The sequence below is a fragment of the Neokomagataea tanensis genome, assembly GCF_006542335.1.
Classification (GTDB): domain Bacteria; phylum Pseudomonadota; class Alphaproteobacteria; order Acetobacterales; family Acetobacteraceae; genus Gluconobacter; species Gluconobacter tanensis.
Genome location: NZ_CP032485.1, coordinates 448,747 through 472,061, shown reverse-complemented (window position 1 = coordinate 472,061; position 23,315 = coordinate 448,747). Strand labels below are relative to the sequence as shown.

Sequence of the window (23,315 nt, the reverse complement as noted above, 5' to 3'; positions counted from 1 at the left end):
CCACAGTATTTTTTAAGCGTTTTGTTTCTTAATGATTTTCAAAATCGTTTTGCTCATCTCTTTCCAGCCAGATGCTGAAGAGTGATCCAGAATAGAGTGCTCGAAAAGGCGCTTAAGAAGCGGGATAAGGATGGCGCAGGTCAGCAGCATTTCCGCGCCTTGGACCAAGAGCTGCCATAGAGGTGCAGAATTGATCTGAGCGAGATCAAGGAAGGGCGTCCAGAGCGGCACCCATTGCGCTTCGCTGATTGTTTGTGTCGCGGCCCCTGCGATGCTCATTTGCAGTAGAGTTTGCACAGGCAATATGAGCAGAACGAGAAGCGGCGCCAACATGCCCTGCGCCTCCCGCATTGTTTCGCAGCGCACGCTGATAGCGAGTGTCAGCATTGCCACAAGAGACGAACCGGTCAGCATGAAGAATGGCGCACCAATGAGTACGCGGGGGGTAAGAAGTGAATTAAGAATTGTCTCTGATGGAAGGCCGAACTGCGGGGCAAAATGCAAGAGGAATGCAATAGCCGCGCCTGTCCATGAGCCTACAAGCAGGCACAGTGACATGAGAGTAGCTAGCAGTTTTCCCAGCATGATTTCGGTTGGCGTAACGCATGCCAAAAGGGTTTCGAGTAGTTTGCCTGAGCGTTCCTCAACAAGTGCCTGTAAAAGCCACTGAATGGAAAAGACTGCTGAAATTAATAGCAGGTAAGACAGGCATGTTGGCCCGATGCGTATGAGCGCAGCAGGTGAAAAGCCATGTGGGGGTGTGTGTAAATCGACATCCGGCGCAAGGTCATTAATGTGATTTGCAACGTCATCCGTTAGGCCCGCGGCAACCATGCCGTGCGTTCGCATATAATGGGACAGAGTTTTTTTAATGACAGCCAGAGTGGTGCCCGGGGAGTGGCTGGACCAGACATGCACCTGCGCCGTCTGGGGAAAAGAATTTGGTATGGCGATGATATAGCCCTGAAACGTTTGTGCCGATGGGCCTTTTTTCTGGGCCAAAAACTGGGCCACTACTGTGTTGAGCTGGTCTGGTTGAGCATGAGCAATGTTGGGTGGGGCAGGGATAGTGACATTGGTGGGGTCATACTTTTTGAGATCGGCCGATAATTGAGGGGCTATCTGGTTGTTTTGGTCCAGAATGATGATGCTCTCATGCTCCCGGTCGTTGATCAGGCCGGGCGTGATTTTCCCGATTAGCAGAGGCACGAGGGGTAGGAGTACAACCGTAAGCCAAAAGCTTTTAGTGCTGAGAGTTTGTCGGAAGTCGCGTAGGGCGATGAGCCAGATATGGCGGAATGATGAGGAAGAAAACATGTTAAGCCGCCTTGCTGACAGGTGATGCGGCATTGCCCGCAATGTGGATAAAAGCGTCATGAAGCGTAGGACGCGGCTGCTCAAATGCTGTGAGTGGAAGTGCGTTTTGCGTGCAGTACAGCAGTAGATCTGACGGACTCTGCTCTGGCCCTAGTGTAACTGCCCAGCGATTCCAGCCTGATGAATCCTGCGAGACACATTCTGCGCGTGTGATGCCGGGGATTGATGTTGGATTGGCCGTTGTAGTGAGCATTACTGTATTGCCAACGCTCCGCAATGCTTCCGCCACGGTGCCGTGGAAGCGTGTTTCACCCTGTTTTAGAATCAGGATGCGCTGACTGAGGCGCTCGGCGTGTTGCATAATATGGGTTGAGAATAAAACTGTGGTGCCGTTTTGTGCGGCACAAAGAATTTCGTCTTCTAAAACGGTCTGGTTGATTGGGTCTAACCCGGAAAAAGGTTCATCAAGAATAAGAAGTTTGGGCTCGTTAATCAGAGCGATACCGATTTGAACTTTTTGAGCCATTCCTTTTGAAAACTCAGTGAGTTTTTTCTGACTCTCCGCTGAGAGGCCGAAGCGATTCAGTATGCTTTTGGCGCGTTGCAGTGCGTCATTGCGCGTTAGGCCTTTGAGTCGACCGAAGTAAACGAGCGTGTCGATGGCTGTCATGTTTCGGTATAGGCCACGCTCCTCGGGTAAAAAACTAATATTATGTAAATGTTCTGGTTGTATGGGTTTCCCAAAAAACTCAATTTTGCCCGAGTCTGGTGTCGCAATATTTAAAATCATGCGGAGAGAGGTTGTTTTTCCTGCCCCATTGCCACCAAGGAATCCAAATATTTCTCCAGTTTGGAGAGAAAAACTGAGATCTCGTACGGCGATTTTGTTACCGAATGACTTTGAAACATTGTTCAATGCTAAAATTGGCATAACAACCTCAAATGGTAAGAATTATTATGACGATGTTTCTAAAAGTTAATCATTTTGTCAATGTAACAGTTTTATGTATTTGGTAAGTATCTTTAACGGATTGTTAGGGGGATGTTTTTGATCCCCCTGAATAATCAGGCTGCTTTACGCCCTGCTTCGATTAAAGCGAGGCCTTCAGCTACAGAAACAAACTCTGAACCACTGTCTATTTTATCGTTTCCAAAACGACGCGAGAAGAGCGCGCGTACTGCCGGGACGAAAGATGTGCCTCCCGTTAGGAAGACGCGATCTATTGTTGGGTTTCCTGCCTCAGACAAAGCTTGGGCGATTGCCGCATCCATACGAGCGAGGTCGGGCGCGATCCATTGTTCAAACTCTGTTCGGTTGATTGTCGCATCCAGCTTGAACTGACCGTGAGCGAAGCTCAAAGTTGTTTGATCATGATGCGATAAGGCGGCTTTAGCTTCGCTTACGGCGCGGTGCAGCCCTTGCCCTGCTTGGTCGTCGATCAAGCGGTAGAGGTGACGCAGCGCGTCAGGTGCAGAGGAAGTTTTGGCGACGTCTTCAATAGAGCGCAGCGTTTGCGGTGTGCGCATCATGGACAGGCGGTGCCACCGGCCAAGGTCCAAAAACCATTCTGGCGGTACAGGCAAGGCCGCGCCGCCCATTACCCGGTATGTCGCATTACGGCCCAGAGCTGGCGCGACGACGTGCTCAATGATTCGTGCGTCAAATTGGTCCCCTGCAATGCCGACGCCGGAGTGTCCGAGCGTCTGCACGCGTTCCTCTTCTGCGGGGTCAAAGCGCATGATGGAGAAGTCGCTTGTGCCGCCGCCAAAGTCCCCAACGAGGATTGTAGAGGCGCGATCCAAGCGCTGCATGAAGCGCCAGCCCGCTCCCTCTGGTTCAGGGACAATATGAGGCTTGGGAAAACCTGCGGCCATGAAGCTTTGTTCAAGCCTGCTCACGCCGAGGGCATCATTGGCTCGTTCACCCGCGAAGCGGACGGGGCGCCCGATGGTGACGCTGGTGCTCTCTGGCGCGTAACCTGCTTTGTCCATAAGGGCGCGCAGGAAGCGGGCAATCAAATCCTCAAGTCGCATGGTCTTCCCGAAAAGGCGTGTTTCCTGGAAGGATGCCTGAGCGAGGTAGGACTTCATGGACATGATAAGCCGGCTTTCGGCTGGGTCGTCCAGATAGGCTTCAATAGCGTCTTGGCCAATGGCTTCTGACAGGACGCGGCGGCTCCCCTCTGTCTCGTGCCAGAGACAAAGAAGGGTGCGGCACGTTTGCCGTGATTCGCCGGTACTGAAGCGTAGCGTCACAGGCTGCACGTCGTCCCCTGTGGAGAGGACGATCACGCTGTTGCTTGTACCGAAATCAATACCAAGCCGGACAGTGTTGGAGGTAGGTGTAGTCAGGAGACGGCCTCCATGTGCTTTGTGCAAGCTGCTTCCGGCACAGCAGGACGCATGGCTCCCATTTCGGATTCGTGCTGGACCATAGGGGTCATGCCCAAATTGCTGAGCAGTTGGCGGTCACGGTGTTCAGCGGGATTGGGTGTTGTCAGGAGCTTTTCACCGCAGAAGATGGAGTTAGCGCCTGCAAGGAAAGCCAGTGCATGCGCTTCATCCGTCATGTTTTCACGGCCCGCTGCAAGGCGAACATGGCTTTGCGGCATCATGATGCGCGCAGTGGCGATGATGCGGACGAATGTGATGGGATCCACTTCTTCCGCAGTGCTGAGAGGTGTGCCTTCAACGCGTACCAAAAGGTTGATGGGAACGCTCTCCGGGTGCTTGGGCAGGTTTGCCAATGTCATAAGCAGACCTGCACGGTCGGAGAGGTCTTCGCCCATGCCGACGATACCGCCGCAGCAGACGTTGATGCCTGCGTCACGGACATTGGCGAGTGTATCCAAGCGCTCTTGGTAGCTGCGTGTGGTGATAATCGCGCCGTAAAACTCTTCCGAGGTGTCTAGATTGTGGTTGTAGTAATCGAGGCCAGCTTCTTTGAGGCGAGCCGTTTGGCCAGAATCCAGCATCCCTAATGTGACGCATGTTTCAAGGCCAAGCGATTTGACGCCTTCAATCATGGCGCAGACCTGCTCCATGTCTCTTTCTTTGGGGGAGCGCCATGCAGCACCCATACAGAATCGGCCTGCGCCAGCGGCTTTGGCCGCGCGCGCTTCTTTCATGACGGCTTCAACTGCCATCAGGCGCTCGGCTTTCACACCGTTACCGTGGCGAGCGCTTTGTGGACAGTAAGCGCAGTCCTCGGGGCAGCCGCCTGTCTTGATGGAGAGCAGGGTCGAGATCTGCACTTTTGTAGGGTTAAAGTGCTTTCTGTGAGTTTCTTGCGCTCTGAACATCAACTCTGGGAAGGGAAGCGCGATAAGAGCTTCAACTTCTTCCCGTGTCCAATCATGCCGCAAGTCGTCGTTATAAGCTGGCATTACAGGCGTAGGAGTCGTATCCGAAAGAGGGGTGTTTAGTCGTGTCACAGTGTCTTACTCCGGCGTTGTTGAGACACACCTACCCAAAATCGCCCGGTCGTGTCATCAGATCGTCACGATTAAGAGCCGGAAAACGGACAAGGCAGAATAATGAAGCATTGGCGTATCGAACAAATGGACTGGGATTCTTTTGATCCCGCTAAGGTTGATCCTGATATTATACCGCTTGTGAAAGCGGCTTCGGTCGTGGAACGGAATGCCCACGATTATACGACGTATTTGCAGCATGTCTTCGTTGGTGATGCAGATTTTAGTCAGGCAGCAGCAAATTGGTCCGTAGAGGAAATTCAACACGGGGACGCACTCGGGCGTTGGGCGATGTTGGCTGACCCCACTTGGGACTACTGGACGGCTTTTGAGCGGTACCGGGAAAGCTTTAAAATTGACGTAGACGTTGATGCATCTGTTCGTGGCTCACGTACGGGGGAGTTGATCGCCCGGTGCATGGTGGAAACGGGAACATCGTCTTTTTACACGGCGTTGGCAGACGGTACGGATGAGCCTTTGCTCAAAGCAATTTGTAAGCAGATTGCTGCAGATGAGTACAGGCATTTCAAACTCTTCTATGATCACATGAACCGTTATCTACAGCGCGAGAAGTTGAGTACGTGGGAGCGCACCAAGATTGCCCTAGGGCGTGTGACGGAAAGCGAGGATGATGAACTTGCTTCGGCGTATTACACGACCAATGTTTCTTCGGATCAGCCATACGATCATAAGCAATGCATTGCTGCGTATATGGCGAAGGCTATGGGGTACTACCAGCCAAAGCATATCGACCGTGTGACGGCGATGATTTTTAAAACAATTGGATTTACGCCGCACTCCCGCTGGCAACGTCTGGCAGCGAACACTATGTATCGCTTGATCCGCTGGCGTCAGCGCGGATTTGCAAAGAAGATGCGTGTCGCCCAAGGGTAAAATTGGGATACACTATGACAAGACGTCACGCATGGTTTTGTGCAAGTCTGGGCTGATTATGCGTTTGTATTCTGGAAGGCTCTGATCATGGCATTTTCATCTGCTATCATGCGTCCGGTTGCTTTAAGCGCCATTTCTGCTTTGGTTATGTTTGGGATGGCCCAACCAGCCGCAGCACAGGTTGACCCTTACTCTTTGCCCATAGCTTCGTCCGGTCCGGTTGCGGTGCCAATGGTGCAGTCTCAACTGCCTGCGCAGATTTTGGCCCAGCAAGAGTTGGCCAAACAGGTTGGTTATGCGCAGTTTACCTCGCCTTCTTGGCACGTTGGGGAAGTGCGTCGTATCGTGCTGATCAAGTACCGTGCGGATGCTACGGAGCAGCAGAGGGCAGCAGTTCTGTCGCGGTTCCTGCGTTTGGCTCAGGATAGCCGCCGCCCTGACGGACGGCCTGTAGTTGAAAGCATAGAGGCAAGCGTCCCTCAGATGGGCGACGGCTTTGATCAGATTTTCACGGTTGCTTTCCGTTCAGAAGGGGACCGGAACTTCTTCTCAGGTGCTCCTGTCATCACGGATAATGCCTTTACTGACCCCGCACATACAGCGTTCGTTGATTTCGCGTCACCATTCTTCCAGCATTTGGTGACGATGAATTACGATGTGGGCAATGTGGTTGTTCCCACGCGCGAGGCCGCACGGCACACAAAAAAGCATGACCGCAAATTGCGTTAATTTTAGTCTGAAATAGTGCAATATTGTACGGTTACGCTTTGACGTTTTGTGAAATTTAGTCTCAAGATGAAACGAATGTTCATTGTTTGAGGCCGAATATTTTTATGAACCGATCTGCTTTTTGGCGTGCAGCGCGCCTTTCCGTAGGTGTGAGTGCATTCGCTCTGGCAGCATATGCGGGTGTGGCTTCAGTGGCTCATGCTGCTGAGCCCCAGCCGTATAAAAATGGCTGGGGTTTCGACGAGGCGGGCATGAACCGCAGCGCCGTCCCCGGCAATAATTTCTTTGACTACGCTAATGGGACATACATCAAAAACCTGAAGATCCCGGGCGACATGGGAAGCTTTGGGCCGTTCCGGATTCTGTATGAAGTTGCACTGGCTCGCCAGCAGGCAATTTTGAACGATGCGGTAAAGCATGTTTCAGACACACCGAGCGACGATATCGGCAAAATCGGCACATACTACTCATCATATCTCGACCAAAAGCACCTTGATGCGCTTGGGGCGAAGCCGCTCGCAGATGATCTGAAGATTATTCAGGGCGTTAACGACGGCAAAAGCCTCGCGGCAGCTTTCGGTCTGGCGACCAAATCACTGCTGTTCTCAACCTTTTCATTCGGTGTTGAGCAGGACGAGAGCAACCCAGAGCGTTACACGCTTGTGTTGGACCAAGGGATGAGCATTGGCGTATCTGGCGGTTTGGGGCTGCCTGATACCAGCTATTACAGCGACCCAAAGCTGGCTGATAAGAAAAAAGCCTATCAGGCTTATATCGCCAAAATTCTGACACTTGAGGGCTGGGCTGATCCAGCAAAGAACGCGCAAGCGGTTGTAGACCTCGAAACAGCTATTGCGAAGGTCGAAGTGCCGCGCGCTGAAACGCGTGACACGCTTAAAACGCATAACCCAATGACGGTTGCACAGCTGAAGGCTGCGGCTCCTGACTTTGACTGGGATACTTTCCTGCTTTCGACGGGGCTGCCGAAGGAAGGCTTAGACCAGCGCATCGTCAATGTTCGCGAGCCAAAGGGCATTGCGGCGATTGCATCTGTGCTGAAGGGGGCGGATTACGGGACAATTCGTGCGTGGCTTGCGTTCCAGCTCGGTAGCAATGCGGCATCTTACCTCTCGCATGATTTTGGCGACGCTGCTTTTGATTTTAACGGCCGCGTTCTTTCGGGTATTAATCAGCAGTCCCCACGCTGGAAGCGCGGTGTTCGTGCAACCAACGGCGCTTTAGGCTTCGCAATTGGTAAGCTGTACGTCGCGAAGTATTTTCCGCCAGAAGCTCAGGCACAAATCGAAGGCTTGGTGCAGGAAGTTAAGGCTGCGTTCCATCAGCGTTTGGAAAACAATCCGTGGATGGACGCTGAAACACGGAAAGCAGCGCTCGTTAAGCTCGACAATTTTGCTGTTCAAGTTGGCTATCCCAAGAAATGGTGGGATTACAGCAGCTACGTTGTCCGTAAGGGAGACGTGTATGGCAACGCAGAGCGGGCCGCCGCTTTTGGTTGGCAGCGTGACCTGAACAAGCTGGACAAGCCTGTTGACCGCGATGAGTGGGATATGACCCCGCAAACGGTCAATGCGTATAACGACCCAACGATGAACGAAATCGTATTCCCTGCGGCAATTTTGCAGGCGCCGTTCTTCGATCCGAAGGGTGATATGGCTGTAAACTATGGTGGCATTGGTGGCGTGATTGGTCACGAAATGAGCCATGGTTTTGATGATCAGGGCCGTCATTATGACGAGCATGGTCGTTTGCATGACTGGTGGACACCAGCATCTACGGCAGCGTTTGAAAAGCTTGCTGCACGCCTTGGTGCGCAGTTTGATGCGCAGGAGCCACTGCCTGGCCTGCATATCAATGGCAAAATGACTATGGGTGAGAACATTGCCGATCTGGGCGGTTTGAACCTTGGCCTGCAAGCGTATCATAACTCCTTGCATGGCAAACCCGACGAGAAGAAGCACGGCCTGACGGGTGATCAGCGGGTGTTCTTGGGCTGGGCACAGGTGTGGCGCGAGAAGGACAAGCCGGATTCGCTACGCCGTCAGGTTCTGTCGAACGAACACTCACCTGCAGAAGCACGTGTGAACATGCCAATGCATAACATTGACGCATGGTACGACGCGTTCGGTGTTAAAGCGGGTGATAAGCTCTATTTAACGCCAGATCAGCGCGTAAAAATCTGGTAAGGGCGTGACAAAACGGGGCGCGCGGCTTATCGACGCTGCGTGCCCCGGTGTTTTTGGAAGTCTGGGGCCCCATCTTTACGGACGGACCCTATGACCCAGTTGATCATCGGCCATTTGTACACTTCATTACATGCAGGCTGCGCCAGTGCTGTAGCGCGCGTGTTGGAAGCGCATGATGTGGAGGTCGATTTCCTGGATCTTGATCCGGATGATGTCGCTGAAACATTGGAAAGTGGTGAAGTCGATCTTTTAGTGTCGGCTTGGTTCCCGCGCGACGCTGGGCTGGTTCCGGATGGCGCGCGCGTCATTGGTGACCTGTACCAACCACGTGCATCTTTTGCAGCTTTGACCCCAATGGGGGCTGTAAACAATCTGGATGCAACGCAGGTAGAGCGCTTGATCGTTGCGGAAGATGCGAGAGAGGCGCTGGATGGTGCATTGAAGCGTCTGCCGGCTTTGTCTTCTTTACCGATTGAAGTTGTGGGCGAAGCAGCTCTGTATGGCCGCCTTGAAAAAGCGCGTGCAGCGGGCGAGAAGGTCCTCGTTGCAGCCATGCAGCCTCATGCAGTTTTTCATCATAACTTTCTTACCCTTGTAGATGATCCAGATGAACTCCTTGGCGGTGAGTTGTCGGCGCGTATGGTGCTGACCGGACCAGCTGCGGCGCGCACCGATAGTGACTTGATTGATGAACTCTCGGAAATGATGCTCGGTAATAAAGTTATGAGCGCGCTGGATTACGTCATTGCTGTTGAAGAGCAGGACCCAGAGGAAGCTGCTGAGTCGTGGCAGCGTGGCCGTTTAATCCCAAGAGATGCCTGATTGGGTTGGAAGCCCTTCTCATAATTAGGGAATATCGTTAAAGAATCGTTATTCCCTAATGAGATGGTGCACTGCATGAACCATTCTGAAACCACTGACGCCGTATTCCAGGCATTTGGCACGGCGCGTGATGAAGAGTGGTTACAGGCTTTATTGGCCTCATTACATACACCGGAGCAGAGGGGAGTCTCTTTCCCGTCATATCCTCCCGAAACATTGCAGCGTGAAATACACGGGCATGACGGAGAGGTATCTCTGCATGAGGCCTATGTTTTTTACCGGGAAATCAAAGCATATTGCGCTTATGTAGGGCGTCCCGTGCGCTCAGATACAGCATTGCTGGATGTCGGCTGTGGTTGGGGGCGAATGCTGCGGCTCTTCATGAAAGATATACGCCCTGAGTTTTTGCAGGGCGTTGAGCAAACAGACCGTTTTCTTCTTGCCGCGCGCCGTGCCAACCCTTGTGTTAATTTTTTCCATAGTGGTTTTGCCCCTGCTTTGCCGCTTCAAGACGCAAGCCTCGATCTTGTGACGTCGTGGTCCTATTTTGCGCATGTAAGTGAATTCAGTGCAGATCAGTGGATGCGGGAAATACACCGTTTGCTGCGTAAAGGTGGTTTGGCTGTCGTAACGACGCAAAGCCGCCGTTTTTTGGCGTTTTGCGCGGAGCAGAGACTGCGCCGCGCATCAGGAATGCGTCTTGAGCACCCTTGGCACGAAGCGTGTGCAGATAGTTTTACGGACGAAGGTCGTGCAAATTCAGCGTTCGAGGCTGGAAAGTATTTGCACGCGGCAATAGCCAAGCCGCCTTTTCCAGAGGCTCATTATGGTGAAGCAATTATTCCAAAAAATTATATTTTAAAAAACTGGTCACATTTATTTCGTTTGGTAGAGTATGTAGATAATCCTGCGCGTTTTCCTCATGTTTTAATTGTATTGCAAAAAATATAATGAGGTTCGTTAATGAGAAAAATATACGCTATTCTTTTTCTTGGTTTTTTAATTGTCCAGCCACTTTGGGCTGACGAAACGATTGAGGTCGCGGGGCGGCGGGTTCATAAAGTTGCAGACTACAAACGGCTGATACGTGTTTCCGACCGTTTTCAAAAATTCCCCGAGCGCGCACGGCATGGACTGAGCTTGGTTTTCGTTGGTGAGACTGAGCCGGACCACGGGTTGCCCTCAACTGCTGGTTTGGTCGTGCATACGATGAGAGGAGATATTCCGCTTTACCGTGGGAACGATCCGGACCTGCACGTCCCGATGGACGATGCGTTGCGTTTGGAAAATCCGCCTGTCTTACAAACGTCAGCGGAAGACAAAACCGTAGTGAACCAGATTTTTTTACAGGTAGCTGCGCCAGACCCCACACGCTTTACGGGTGAGGATGCGCGGCACTGGCTGGAGCAGGTTAATGCCTGCGTTGAGGATATTACGGGTTTTGTGCTGGCTGTTTTCATGCCGGACGCACATCGCATGCAGTTGGCTGTTGCCCCGTCGTCCCGCTTAGAGGTCACAGAAGGGGGGACAACGCGCCTCTTGGTCGATAATGGCGGTGCAACGTCATATCTTTACAATTTCCGCCCTCAAGATTTCTCGGAAGATGCGGTGTTTCATGCCAGTAAGCCGCTTGTGTGGGTCCGTGTTTTGGCGCCCGGAAATCCAAAAGTTAGATTTGTGCAGGAAAAAGAGGCGCATTAGGGGCGGGATTTGACAGATGCGCCGGGAAGCAGCATCACGGCACGAGCATTTTTGGTACACTAAAAAGGGGTCTTGATGTCCGTTCATGCTTTTGTCTTTCCCGGTCAGGGCAGTCAGTCCGTTGGTATGGGGCAGGCATTGTACGATGCTTTTCCTGTAGCGCGCGCCGTTTTCCAGGAAGTCGATGATGCACTGGGTGAGCATCTTTCCCGGTTGATGTTTGAAGGGGACGCAGACGTCCTCACGCAGACAGAAAACGCGCAGCCAGCATTGTTTGCCGTATCTCTTGCGGCAGTCCGTGCTTTGGAAGCTGAGGGTGGATTCGCACTCGCCGATAAAGCTGCGTTAGTGGCGGGGCATTCTCTGGGTGAATACTCAGCGCTTGCAGCTGCTGGAACACTTGGTGTGGCAGAGGGCGCGCGTCTTTTACGCTTGCGTGGCCAAGCTATGCAGCGCGCAGTGCCTGCTGGCGAAGGTGGCATGGCGGCGTTATTGGGCGTTGAAGCGGAGCTGGCGCAAGAGATCTGCGCTGAAGCAGCGCAAGGTGAAACGCTGGAAATCGCGAATGATAATGGCGGTGGGCAAATCGTCGTATCTGGGAAGATGGGGGCTATTGACCGCGCCATCGCACTCGCGAAGGAAAAAGGCATCAAGCGCGCTGTGAAGCTGCCTGTCTCAGCACCGTTCCACTCATCGCTGATGGCACCTGCCGCGCGTGAAATGGAAGAGGCTCTGGCAAAGGCAGCTCTCAACGCGCCGCGTATTGCAGTTGTTGCGAATGTCACTGCTGCGAAAGTGACGGATGCAGATGCTGTCCGTGCACTATTGGTACAGCAGGTTACTGGTACTGTTCGTTGGCGTGAGACGGTGCAGGCCACAGAAGCAATGGGCATTACCAACATGCATGAACTCGGTGCAGGCAAAGTGCTGTGCGGGCTGGCCCGCCGTATTGCGCCCGCACTGAAGGCTGACAATGCTGGCACGCCGTCTGAAATCGAAGCACTGCTCAAAGCTCTTTAAGGATTGAAAAGAATGTTTTCACTGACAGGCAAGGTTGCGCTGGTTACTGGTGCGACAGGTGGTATCGGTGCGGCAATCGCACGCAAGCTCCACGCGCAAGGCGCGACTGTAGTGCTGAGCGGCACACGTGAGGCTGTTCTTACTGAGTTGGCTCAGTCCCTCGGTGAGCGTGCGCATGTTGCTGTTGCCAACCTCTCAGATAGCGCCGAGGCAGATGCTTTGGTTGGCAAAGCGGAAGAGGTTGCTGGCGCACCGCTGGATATCCTCGTGAACAATGCTGGCTTGACGCGCGACCAGTTGGCTATCCGCATGAAGGATAGCGATTGGGCGCAGGTTATGACGGTTGATTTGGAAAGCCCATTCCGCTTGGCGCGCGCTGCTCTGAAGGGAATGCTGCGTCGCCGCTCAGGGCGTATCATTTCAATTGCTTCGATCGTGGGTACGACGGGCAATGCTGGCCAAGCCAACTATGCAGCGGCTAAAGCGGGTATGGTCGGTATGAGCAAGTCGCTTGCTCAAGAGGCTGGCCCGCGTGGTGTTACGGTCAACGTCGTTGCACCGGGCTTTATCGAAACGCCTATGACCGACGTTTTGCCGGAAAACCTGCGCGAAAAGCTGGTGGGTTCCATACCGCTGGGCCGCATGGGTGGGCCGGATGATATTGCATCAGCGGTTGTGTATCTTGCTTCCAACGAGGCAGGGTGGGTCACTGGCACGACCCTGCACGTCAATGGCGGAATGTCGATGGTTTAAAAACCTGTTGGTCATGCTCTGAAATATTACGGAGCGTGACCAACGCTTGGCCCGCAAGGCAAAGCGTGCTAATGCGCGCGCTGCTTTGCCCGGTTTGACGTTGGGGTAGCCTGTCGGGGATATGTTCTCATTCACAGGCTGACAACCTTCCAGCCGGGGGTAACGTCGTTTCGGGCGGTGCCAGCGCTGAGTGTTTTGTTTGGCAGAACGCTCAGAAAGCTGTAGCAAAGAGTTGATACAACGCCCGGACGGGCAACAAGGAACGGACACATGAGCGATATCGCTGATAAGGTGAAGAAGATCGTCGTAGAACATCTCGGCGTTGAAGAAAGCAAAGTCACACCAGACGCGTCTTTCATTGACGATCTGGGCGCAGACAGCCTCGACACAGTTGAGCTGGTTATGGCTTTCGAAGAAGCTTTCTCGGTTGAGATTCCTGAAGACGCTGCTGAGAAGATCGGCACCGTTAAGGATGCGATCGACTACATCGAAAAGCAGAAGGCTGCTTAAGGCTTTTTTGCCTGACGCGATACCCAGAGGATTGTACCGTGTTGCCATTTCTGGCCGGTAGCCCTCTGACTGCACCGTGTTTGGGGCGCTGTATAAGCAGCGTCCTAAATGCGTGGGTGCGGCTTAAAAAGAATTTACCAGCATGACGAGGGGCATCGATGACCGGCAATGCAACTAACGGACGGCGCATCGTCGTAACAGGAATCGGTGTGGTAAGCCCGCTTGCCGTTGGCGCTGAAGCGACGTGGAAACGTTTGCTCGCGGGACAGTCCGGCATTGGACGCATCACGCATTTCGACCCCTCTGAACTCCCAGCACAAGTGGCTGGTGAAGTGCCGGTTGGGCCAACAGAAGAAGGTGGGCTGACGCTCGCTGACTGGGTTGGCGTAAAAGACCAAAAGAAGATGGATCGCTTTATCCATCTGGGTTTGGCTGCGGCTATTCAAGCCGTGCAAGATTCTGGCTGGACACCTGAAACAGAAGAAGATCGTTGCGCAACGGGTGTAATGATCGGCTCTGGTATCGGCGGCCTACAGACAATTTACGAAGGCTCTTTGACGGTTGCGAGTGGCAAAGCACGACGCCTGTCGCCGTTCTTTATTCCTTCGGCACTGATCAACCTGATCTCTGGCCATCTGTCGATTCGTTACGGCTTCAAAGGGCCTAACCACGCGGCTGTTACAGCATGTGCAACAGGCGTCCATGCGATCGGTGACGCGGCACGTCTGATCCAGCACGGTGATGCGGATGTGATGGTTGCTGGTGGTGCTGAAGCTGCCATTTGTGCGCTTGGTATTGCAGGCTTTAGTTCAGCACGTGCATTGTCCACGGCATCAAATGATGCGCCTGAGAAAGCGTCTCGTCCTTGGGATAGAGACCGTGACGGCTTCGTCATGGGCGAAGGCGCTGGCGTCGTTGTTCTTGAAGAGCTTGAGCATGCGAAGGCTCGCGGTGCCAAAATTTACGGCGAAATTGGCGGCTACGGTCTGTCAGGTGACGCTCACCACATCACCGCTCCTGCTGAGGGCCACGAAGGCGCATTCCGCGCTATGAAGGCTGCCCTGCGTAATAGCGGTATGGATGCGAGCCAGATTGATTACGTCAATGCTCATGGTACATCCACCATGGCTGATGACCTTGAGCTTGACGCTGTAGAGCGATTCTTTGGTGACCATGCCAAGAATTTGGCTATGTCATCAACCAAATCCGCTATCGGGCATTTGCTTGGTGCCGCGGGTGCTGTTGAGGCTATTTTCTGCTTGCAGGCAATCAGGGACAATGTTGCACCACCAACCCTGAACCTCGACAATCCCGCGCGTGAGAGCGTCATTGACCGTGTGGCACATGAGGCGCAGCAGCGTAAAATCAATGTCGCCCTGTCAAACAGCTTTGGCTTTGGTGGCACGAATGCCAGCATCATCCTTAAGCGGTTTGAAGGCTAAGAGGGGATTACGGTGCGTGACAAACCAACGCCCGTAACGTCTGAAAATGTTGCTGAGGGTGCTGATGAGCAGGCCGCCAAGAGTACTGGGCAGCCCAGCACCTCAGATGACACTGACGATGAACAACCACCACGGTTAAGTTTGCCACCGGGCTTCGGCAAAAAGCTGGCCTGGCTGGCTGTGCCTTTTGCCTTCCTTGCCTCCGCTGTAGTGGGCTACGGGCATTATACTGATCCGGGGCCAGCCCCTGAGGGGCACATAGTTGTTGTGCCTCGGGGTGGGGTCGGGCAGGTTTCGGCCTCTTTGCAAAATGCCGGCGTTTTAGCGCCTACATGGTCTTCAGGGATATTTTTTAAGTTAGCGGCCGTCGTGACGCGTCAAGATGGCGCCCTCCATGCTGCGGAATTTTCTTTCCCTGCACGAGTGTCGGTCGCCCATATCCTTCTTATCTTGCGGCATGGTCACCCGGTTGAGCACATGCTGACCTTCCCGGAAGGTCTGACCGTCAAGCGCATGGAACTGATTCTCCAGCAGGCACCTTTTTTGAAGGGGGATATTCCTCCCCTGGCCGAAGGGCAGTTATTCCCTGAAACTCTGGCTTTGCCGCTAGGTACTCAACGCTCAACAGTTGTTGAGCGTCTCAGTCATATGATGGCCGAGCGGTTGCAAAAAATATGGGCCGGGCGCGACGTTGCTTCTTTGGATGGTGTCATTCACACACCGCAGGATTTGCTGGTGCTGGCATCTCTGATTGAGCGTGAAACGGCGTTGCCCGAAGAGCGCCCGATGGTCGCACGGGTTTTTGTCAATCGTCTGCAACTAGGCATGAAACTGCAAACGGACCCGACCGTGATTTACGGTGTAAGCGATGGTATGGGCACCCTTGATCGGCCTCTTGAGCATGATGACCTTCTCGCGCCCGGCCCTTATAACACGTATCTGAATGCTGGCTTGCCGCCGGGAGCAATTTGCTCCCCAAGTCTTTCTTCCTTAGAAGCAGCGGCCCATCCGGCAACGGGGCAGGCGCTTTATTTTGTTGCTAACGGACGCGGTGGGCATCGCTTTGCGGCAACGCTTGATGAGCACAACCGAAATGTTCAGCATCTGAGAGACGGAAATTAGTCTCTCCATTTAGTCTTAATGCGCCTTACGCTCTGTAATAGAACGATTCTTACGGATTACCTTTTGCAATTCGATGAATCGGCACCCTGAATCGCCTAAAAAGCGATGAAATTTTTTTTAAATAAATTTGTAACAGAATGTATCTAATTAATGAGATTTGATTCGATATAAATATGAAATCACATTTAAGGTGTTGATATATAAATCGAATTTTATATACGTCAAAAAGAATAAATTTGAAATATTTCCTTGTATATCAATGCGTTGTGTCCTGCGGGACACAGGCCAGACCTTTGCTGAAGGCATGGCTGCAATGCGTATAGAAAATGGCTCGAGAAATAGGAATAAATATCAGCAATCACATTGATGCTTTTGGGAAAACGAATGTCATCCTCTGTTACACGCCAGCTTCTGTGCGCATCTATTTTGGCCAGCAGCGCTCTGACTGTTGTGCCTGTTTATGCTGCGTCATCTCATGATGTAGCGCGCCATCATCACGCCAAGGCTAAGGCAGCGGCAACAAGTGCGCGGACTGCGCCTGTTGCTACACCTGTAGCGGCGCCTGTATCAGTACAGCCCGCTCCGGTAGCTGTGTCCCGCCGCCGGCCCGGTGCGATGCGTCCGGCTATGATTGAAGCGTCTGGCGCTGATGAGCGGGTCGTCGTAACAGGTTCAGCGCTGGTGTCTTCGCGCAATTCAAGCGCGAACCCTGTGCAGATCGTGTCGTCCAAGCAAATCCAGCAAACTGGTGCGACGACGCTGAATGACTTTTTCTCCCGCCTGCCTTCAATGGGTTCCAGCGGCACAACGAACACCGCGACCAACGGCGGTGGCGGTGTAACCTGTGCTGATCTGCGTAACCTCGGAACGAAGCGCGTTTTGGTGCTGATCGACGGCAAGCGTGCGTCCATGAATGGCCGTAACAACTGCATTGACTTGAACGCGATTCCTATCCAGCAGATTTCAAGTGTTGAAATTCTGAAGGACGGTGGCTCAGAACTTTACGGTGCTGACGCTGTTTCAGGCGTAATCAACATTAAGCTGCGCCATGACCTGAACGACGCCAACATCACCGTGCGTGGTGGTATCACCGGCCAAGGCGATAACCAGACGGGTATGATCTCTGGCTATAAAGGTTGGAACTTCGACCACGGTAAGGGCAACCTGACACTGTTCGGTTCGTACATGACCCAAGGTGGCGTTATGCAGCGTGACCGTTCATGGGCCAGCCCAGTGCAGCTGACGAACAACCCAGGTGGTGCAGCAGCCAACACATTTGGTTCTGGCTTCTCTGATATTGCACGCGTAACGGGCTCCGGCGTAAACGTTGGCGTTGCCCCGGATGGTACCGTGCTGGGCCGCTGGAACAACAGCTATCGTTACAACTTCGGACCACGTGCGAGCTTAACGAACCAGCTGCAGAGCTCAAACCTCTCTGGCGATACGCATTACGAGATCAACCATCACTTCAATGTTTACTCGAATGTGCTGTACTCGCACCGTACGAGCTCAACATTCATGGCGCCAAACCCATTTAATGGGTCGATCCAGCCTAGCACCTTGCCGTCTGTTTTGAGCGTTCCTGCGAACGACCCGCGCAATACGTTTGGAACGAATGTCGGTGTTATCAAGCGTTTCACCGAATTTGGTGACCGCCGTACCGAAGTTGCGTCAGACACAGTAACGGCAAAGTTCGGCGTGAATGGTGACGTAGCATATGGTTGGAAGTACGACGCGTCTTACACCTATGGTGCGAACCGAACCAACACGAAGACGCTGAACATTGGCTCCTACACCAACCTGCTGAACGCGTACGGTTTGCGTCAGGTTACACCGGGAAGCTCCGCTAGCGCACTGGCGTATGACCCGTCTGTTTGCCCGAGCTTTGGTTGCTCAAGCCCGTTCAAGGCGCTGTCTCCGGAAGCGGTGTCTTACGTGAACAGAAACGTAAGCTCTGATGCGGCATATTTCCTGCGTGACTGGAACCTGCGTTTCCATAACAACAGCGTTGTTCACATGCCATGGGCACATGGTGGTGCGCTTGGTATCGCTATGGGCATGGAGCGCCGTGGCGAGCAGCTCAGCAACAAGCCTGATCCGTTGGTTCAGAGCGGCGAGAGCATGACCAATACTGTGCTGCCAACAAGCGGTGGCTTCCACGTAACGGAAGGCTATCTTGAAGGCCAGCTGACGCTTCTGCACAACGCATTTCTTGCAAAAGACCTGACGATTGATGGTCAGGGACGTATTTCTGCCTACAACACGTTCGGCGCAGCGAAAATCTGGAAGGGCTCAATCAGCTGGGCACCTGTTTCAGACATCCGCTTCCGTGGTACATTGGGTACGTCTTTCCGTCAGCCAAACGTAAACGAGCTGTATGGTGGTCGTAGCATTTCGTACAACACTGCCAGTGACCCGTGTGACATGAACCGTGTCAATTCCTACGGTGCAGCATCGGCTATTGTTGCGGCAAACTGTGCCCGTCAAGGCATTGATACAAAGACCTTCACGCAGTCCGGCAGTGCGCAGGTGCCAACCATTGGTGGTGGTAACACGCAGTTGCAGCCAGAAGAGGGACGTACCTACACCTTCGGTACGGTTATCACGCCACGTTGGATTCCAGGTCTCTCCCTCTCGGGTGAATACTGGCACTACTCCATCAGCCACATGATCTCTGCTCTGCCGACAACATACATCCTGAACAACTGCTATGACGGCTCCAACACCTCATTGTGCAGCCAGGTAAACCGCTTGTCTAACGGGCAGATCAGCACGGTTTCAGCTTATGCTCAGAACATTGGCGCTCTGCGTACAAGCGGTGTTGATTTTGACTTTGACTACCGTCACCACATCACCAGCAACGATATTGTTTCTGTTTCCAACAATTTCCAATATCTGTTGAACTACAAGCAACAGTTCGTGCCAGGCGGTGCGTTCAGCGATTACACCGGCGCGTTGCTTTACAATAACGGTTCGGGCAACCCACGCGTACGTGACTACACGACACTTGGTTGGACACATGGTGCAGTCAGCATCAACTACATGTTGCAGTTCACGGGTGGTATGCGCTGGAACGATACGTCCAAATGGGAGCCAACAACCTCCGGTCGTTATAAGACGCCTATGATGATCCAGCAGGATCTGAGCGCCTCTTACCGTCTGAACCGTTGGAACTTCACGGGTGGTATCCAGAACATCACAAACAAGAAGCCTCCGTTCGTAACGAGCGGCAGCGACAACAGTGTGGGTGCTGTCTATGGCGGTTTCTACCCTGGTCGTTACATCTTCCTGCAGGCAGGTATCAGCCTCTAATTTGATCATAGGGGGCCGCGAGGCCTCCTGCGATAGAGCATAAAAAAAGCGGGTAAGAAGGGAGGCCTTCTTACCCGCTTTTTGTTGGTTTGGGGTGGTGTAGTTGAAGGGGCGTTTGAATTACTTCACGGGTGCAAGGCTTTGGCTTTGTATGCCGCGGCCACTGCTGAGGGCGCCGTTATAGGCGCTGCTTCCATCGTTGAGGGTCGTATCTTGGATGACGGCGGTGGTTGCGTGCGCGGTTGGTGAGGTCGGTGTTTGAGCAATGTTCATGAGAGCGCGGCGTAGAGGGTCGGCTGCCGTATTGTTGACGCGCATTGTGATGACAATATCTTCTGGCCCCACGGTTTGATTGTAATAGGCTCGGTTGGCGCCGCTATCGACTGTAAGCTTTGAGCCACCTAGCGCGGCCCCTGCGTAGAGCCCCTGATTTTTCTGAGCTGCGTAAATATCCGTATTGCGTGCGCCTGCTGTGCTGGCTTCTGCACCTGTGCCGATTGTTGCGAAGGATGCGGAGGCCGTAGCGTCGAACTTGAATTGGCTATCAAGTAATGCCTGAATACCGTGCTGAGACATCACAAAGAATACCATTTCGGAGCTTTGGATGCCGACTTGTACCCCGAGAGAGCCGGTGCTCAGGCGATAGAAAGCAGGGTCCGACCAAGAGCCGCGGGCATCGCGCGTCATTAAAACGCAGCGTCCACCTGAGCCGCCAATCCCAAACGACATGTTGAGAATTGATGGGCAGATCATCACGGCTTTTGCTTCAGCTAAAAGCTGCTGCGAGCGGGACTGAGGGGTGGTTCCGCTAAAGAGGTCCTGTACGGCGAGGGTGGCGCGGTCAACGGTAAGTTGTTGTTCGGTCGCTGTTGTTTGTGTGCTGGAGCATGCTGCGAGAAGAAGTGAAGCACTGGCCAGCAAAAGGCCGCGAGAGATGTTAATACGGATCATGTTTAGTCACCCAAAATATTCAGTGTGCTTTTGTTGTGCCAAAGTGCCGTGCAAATGCGGCCAAATCAGGCCACATTCCTGAGATTAAAGCGGTACGTTTACGGCGTGAGAGACGGCTTCTGCAATATTAGGGGCTGTGGCCAGAATGGTGGCGCCGCCTGTTAAGCCGCCGGTTTCAAGGAAGGGAGAAACACGTGCGCCTGCTTCTTCGAGGAGAACCAGCGCCGCCGCTACGTCCCACAAGCGGATAACGATTTCGAGGTATCCGTCGCTGCGGCCACATGCGACATCTGCAAGTGCAAGCGCGCCTGAGCCACCTGAGCGTGGCATCGCGCCGAGGCCGACAATTGCGCTAATTTTTTCTTCAAAAACGGGTTGTGGTACCCGGCAGGACCAGCCCATTTCGATCATGGCTTCCGCTGGGTCTTGCGTAGGGGCCGCTTTAATGGGTTTGCCGTTTAGGAATGCGCCTTTGCCGCGTTGTGCGGTGAAAATTTCTCCAAGGGCAGGGGCATCGATAATGCCGGCAACGGGTGTGTCGCCTTCCAAAAGGCCGAGGGAAACGCACCAGCGGTCGCGCCCGCGGGAGAAGTTTGATGTGCCGTCGATTGGGTCTACGACCCAGCGGTATTTGCCTTGGCGTGTTACGCCGCCTTCTTCGCCTTGAAAACCATCTTCAGGGAACAGAGCTTGGATGCGTTGGCTGACTAAAGCTTCAACGGCTCCGTCAGCTTCTGTAAGATAGTCCTGTCGTCCTTTCATGGTCCCACTTGGGCCGCCAGGTGCGGGGCGCATTTTAAGGGCTAGGGCTGCAGCATCGCGTACGATTGAGCGGGCTGCCTCCAAGCGCAGGGCGATTGGGTCATGTTCGACGGGATTAGTCATGGCAAGCTCCTTGAAGGAAGGATGTGAAGGGTGCTTGTAAGGGACGTGAAAAGATTTTCGCTGTGCTGATATGTGTGCGTCTATAGAGAGAAGAGCACAGTTTCAGTCGCATTGATTGCTGTGCGTGTGGGCCTGTTATGAGGGCGCAAGGAAGCATCATGAAGGCATCATGCCTTGAAGTGCCCGGCGCGTCTGCCCCTTTGAAGTGAGATTTTATGCCTTTTTTCCGTACGGATCACTGGCGCAGTGCCATCCTTCATGAGCCGCTCACAGAGCTTTTGGAGCAGAAAAATTGGGATGGCGTTTCGGTCACGTTATTGCCGGATGAAGGGGATCATCGCTTTCTGGCGGATCCATTCGGCATGTGGCACGGCGATTTATTGTATGTTTTTGCAGAAGCTTTCGATTATCGAAGCGCTAAAGGCGTTATCGATGTTCTGATTTATGATCAGCAGTTCGTTTTGCAGCGCCGCCACCAAGCTTTGGAAAAGCCGTGGCACTTATCTTATCCATTCGTGTTCAAACATGAAGGTGTGTTTTACATGCTGCCGGAGGCTAGTGGTTCCGGACGTTTGACGCTGTACCGAGCGACTAATTTCCCGCTGGGTTGGGAAAGTGTGCCCGAATTTGATTTTCCGGCTGCGGCGGTGGATGCCACCCCATTTTTTATGCATGGACAGTGGTGGCTGTTTTGGAATCCGCCGGGGACAAAAGAAGAGCGGCAAAGTGTGCTCGCGCTTTCGACCGCGCCAAGCTTGTACGGGCCATGGACGGACCGGGGTATTATACACAGAGATCGGGCTGGAGCACGCCCCGGCGGGACACCTTGCGTGACCCGGTCCGGAGTTGTGTTGCCGGTTCAGGACTGTCGCGGGACGTACGGGAAAAATATCCGTTTACTCCACATTGATGGACTAGAGCGCGGTGAGGTGCGGGTGACCCCTCAGGAGCATTTGAACATACCATCCACCCTAAAACATGCTTATCCAGATGGTATGCATACACTGTCGGCTTCTGGGGATGTCACGCTCGTTGATGTTAAACGTATTGGGTACGGGCCACGGCGTGATTTGATGAACTTCAGGCGTCGTTTTTTGAAGCGTTGAAACCCGGAATAGCATCAAGAACGGCGTGACCGTATTGAGCAAAAGCTTCCGGGCCAAAGCGCTGCATAACCATTTTGCGCGAGCGTACGCCCATTTCACCAAGGCATGCGGGTTTGCGTAAGAGGCTCGTCAAGGCTGCGGCTAGCGCACCGGCATCGTTAAAGGGAACAATCAGACCGGATTCACCGGGAACAACACTGCGCGGAATTTCGCCAGCGGGGGTGGTGATGATTGGTAGTGCGCAGGCCATCGCTTCGTGGGCTGCGACACATAAGCCTTCCCAATGTGATGTTTGTAGGTAGAGGTGCAAAGTGGATAAAAAATCCAGTGGCTTCTCGCAATGACCGTAGAAGGAAACGGGTAGGTTAAGGCGCCGGGCACGTTCTTCCAGTGCGATGCGTTCCGGGCCGTCTCCTGCAAAAATCATATGGAAAGGGGGGAGCTCTTTTGTGGAACGCAATAGGGCTAATGCGTCGCAGAGGACATCATAGCCTTTAACGCTGTGGAGGCGGCCAAGAGAGCCAATCTGTATGATCTCGCCTTTTTGCCAGAGGCGTGCAGTCGGGGCATCAGGTGGGGCACGAAAAATGGGCCAACACAGGATATTATTGCCAAGCTTCAGGCGTTTTTTGGCGAAACGGGCAACGGTTTCAGAGTCAGCGACCCAGAGGAGCGTTTCACGGCAAAAGAGACGTAAGAGCCACGCATTAGCCGTTTTGAGGCGGGCGGAATGCTGCCAGTGTACTGTGGGAACCTTGAGTTGGCGGGCAACAATTTGGCCTAGCAGGGTAGCGCGCGTCAGTGAGGTCCATACTACGTCTGGTTTAAAAGCTTTGAGTTCGCGCTTTAGCCAGAGATATGCATTGATGTGATCTTTTTTGCGGCCTGTACGTAAGCGCACAGGAATGCCCGCCCGTCGAAGCAGCGGAATAGCAAGGCCATCGCGTTCCTCTAATCCAAAGACGGTTACGTCACCTCCGCGCTCTTGAATGAGGTGGACGATGTCCGGGATAGGGCTCTGTGCCCCGCCGCATTCAAGGGAGTTGATGACGTAAGCAATCTTCATTTTGGCTT

At 53.4% G+C, this 23,315-nt stretch carries 20 protein-coding genes; 13 read left to right on the top strand and 7 right to left on the bottom strand.

Annotated elements, in window-relative coordinates; translation table 11 throughout:
• Positions 1 to 12: 12 nt before the first annotated feature.
• The 4 genes from D5366_RS02210 to bioB form a co-directional block, all read right to left on the bottom strand.
• Entirely contained in the window at positions 13 to 1,317 is a 1,305-nt protein-coding gene (locus D5366_RS02210; RefSeq protein ID WP_170211028.1) for an ABC transporter permease, read from the bottom strand.
• Between the two features lies 1 nt (position 1,318).
• The gene (locus tag D5366_RS02205) at positions 1,319 to 2,248 is read right to left on the bottom strand and encodes an ABC transporter ATP-binding protein (protein ID WP_141492107.1); all 930 of its coding nucleotides are present in this window, start codon (positions 2,246 to 2,248) and stop codon (positions 1,319 to 1,321) included.
• A 134-nt stretch (positions 2,249 to 2,382) separates the two neighbouring features.
• Positions 2,383 to 3,669: an Hsp70 family protein gene (locus tag D5366_RS02200; protein ID WP_141493765.1), complete on the bottom strand. Its 1,287-nt coding sequence runs from the start codon at positions 3,667 to 3,669 to the stop codon at positions 2,383 to 2,385.
• Positions 3,666 to 4,703, bottom strand: a complete 1,038-nt coding sequence (gene bioB / locus D5366_RS02195; RefSeq protein ID WP_141493764.1) for a biotin synthase BioB — start codon at positions 4,701 to 4,703, stop codon at positions 3,666 to 3,668. Before bioB ends, D5366_RS02200 begins: the two co-directional genes overlap by 4 nt.
• A gap of 150 nt (positions 4,704 to 4,853) precedes the next feature.
• On the opposite strand from bioB, the gene D5366_RS02190 reads away from it, so the two are divergent.
• The 12 genes from D5366_RS02190 (at position 4,854) to D5366_RS02135 (ending at position 19,299) form a co-directional block, all read left to right on the top strand.
• Positions 4,854 to 5,684 (top strand): acyl-ACP desaturase, encoded by an 831-nt coding sequence (locus D5366_RS02190; protein WP_141492106.1) that lies wholly within the window; start codon positions 4,854 to 4,856, stop codon positions 5,682 to 5,684.
• Positions 5,685 to 5,771: 87 nt separating this feature from the next.
• A complete protein-coding gene (locus tag D5366_RS02185; protein WP_141492105.1) occupies positions 5,772 to 6,413 on the top strand; it encodes a Dabb family protein in 642 nt (213 codons plus the stop codon).
• A 104-nt stretch (positions 6,414 to 6,517) separates the two neighbouring features.
• Complete coding sequence (locus tag D5366_RS02180; protein ID WP_141492104.1) at positions 6,518 to 8,617, top strand: M13 family metallopeptidase; 2,100 nt, start codon at positions 6,518 to 6,520, stop codon at positions 8,615 to 8,617.
• Between the two features lie 90 nt (positions 8,618 to 8,707).
• Entirely contained in the window at positions 8,708 to 9,439 is a 732-nt protein-coding gene (locus D5366_RS02175) for a glycine betaine ABC transporter substrate-binding protein (protein ID WP_141492103.1), read from the top strand.
• Between the two features lie 75 nt (positions 9,440 to 9,514).
• A complete protein-coding gene (locus D5366_RS02170) occupies positions 9,515 to 10,390 on the top strand; it encodes a class I SAM-dependent methyltransferase (protein WP_141492102.1) in 876 nt (291 codons plus the stop codon).
• A 12-nt stretch (positions 10,391 to 10,402) separates the two neighbouring features.
• A complete protein-coding gene (locus D5366_RS02165; protein ID WP_141492101.1) occupies positions 10,403 to 11,140 on the top strand; it encodes a DUF2987 domain-containing protein in 738 nt (245 codons plus the stop codon).
• Positions 11,141 to 11,215: 75 nt separating this feature from the next.
• Positions 11,216 to 12,160: an ACP S-malonyltransferase gene (gene fabD, locus D5366_RS02160; RefSeq protein ID WP_141492100.1), complete on the top strand. Its 945-nt coding sequence runs from the start codon at positions 11,216 to 11,218 to the stop codon at positions 12,158 to 12,160.
• A gap of 12 nt (positions 12,161 to 12,172) precedes the next feature.
• Positions 12,173 to 12,913 (top strand): 3-oxoacyl-[acyl-carrier-protein] reductase, encoded by a 741-nt coding sequence (gene fabG, locus D5366_RS02155; protein WP_141492099.1) that lies wholly within the window; start codon positions 12,173 to 12,175, stop codon positions 12,911 to 12,913.
• A 270-nt stretch (positions 12,914 to 13,183) separates the two neighbouring features.
• On the top strand, positions 13,184 to 13,423 hold the full coding sequence (locus D5366_RS02150; RefSeq protein ID WP_141492098.1) for an acyl carrier protein: 240 nt from the start codon (positions 13,184 to 13,186) through the stop codon (positions 13,421 to 13,423).
• Positions 13,424 to 13,581: 158 nt separating this feature from the next.
• Positions 13,582 to 14,865, top strand: a complete 1,284-nt coding sequence (gene fabF / locus D5366_RS02145) for a beta-ketoacyl-ACP synthase II (RefSeq protein ID WP_141492097.1) — start codon at positions 13,582 to 13,584, stop codon at positions 14,863 to 14,865.
• A gap of 141 nt (positions 14,866 to 15,006) precedes the next feature.
• On the top strand, positions 15,007 to 15,987 hold the full coding sequence (mltG, locus tag D5366_RS02140) for an endolytic transglycosylase MltG (RefSeq protein WP_141493763.1): 981 nt from the start codon (positions 15,007 to 15,009) through the stop codon (positions 15,985 to 15,987).
• A 384-nt stretch (positions 15,988 to 16,371) separates the two neighbouring features.
• Positions 16,372 to 19,299, top strand: coding sequence for a TonB-dependent receptor domain-containing protein (locus D5366_RS02135; protein ID WP_141492096.1), 2,928 nt, complete (start codon positions 16,372 to 16,374; stop codon positions 19,297 to 19,299).
• A 120-nt stretch (positions 19,300 to 19,419) separates the two neighbouring features.
• Here the strand turns inward: D5366_RS02135 and D5366_RS02130 are convergent, their stop codons facing one another.
• Complete coding sequence (locus D5366_RS02130; protein ID WP_141492095.1) at positions 19,420 to 20,250, bottom strand: lipid-binding SYLF domain-containing protein; 831 nt, start codon at positions 20,248 to 20,250, stop codon at positions 19,420 to 19,422.
• 84 nt (positions 20,251 to 20,334) lie between these two features.
• A complete protein-coding gene (locus D5366_RS02125) occupies positions 20,335 to 21,135 on the bottom strand; it encodes an inositol monophosphatase family protein (RefSeq protein ID WP_141492094.1) in 801 nt (266 codons plus the stop codon).
• 215 nt (positions 21,136 to 21,350) lie between these two features.
• Here D5366_RS02125 and D5366_RS02120 point away from each other — a divergent pair, with 215 nt between their 5' ends.
• A complete protein-coding gene (locus tag D5366_RS02120) occupies positions 21,351 to 22,241 on the top strand; it encodes a glucosamine inositolphosphorylceramide transferase family protein (protein ID WP_141492093.1) in 891 nt (296 codons plus the stop codon).
• Here the strand turns inward: D5366_RS02120 and D5366_RS02115 are convergent.
• Positions 22,216 to 23,307, bottom strand: coding sequence for a glycosyltransferase (locus D5366_RS02115; RefSeq protein WP_141492092.1), 1,092 nt, complete (start codon positions 23,305 to 23,307; stop codon positions 22,216 to 22,218). The genes D5366_RS02120 and D5366_RS02115 overlap by 26 nt on opposite strands.
• Positions 23,308 to 23,315: the final 8 nt, after the last annotated feature.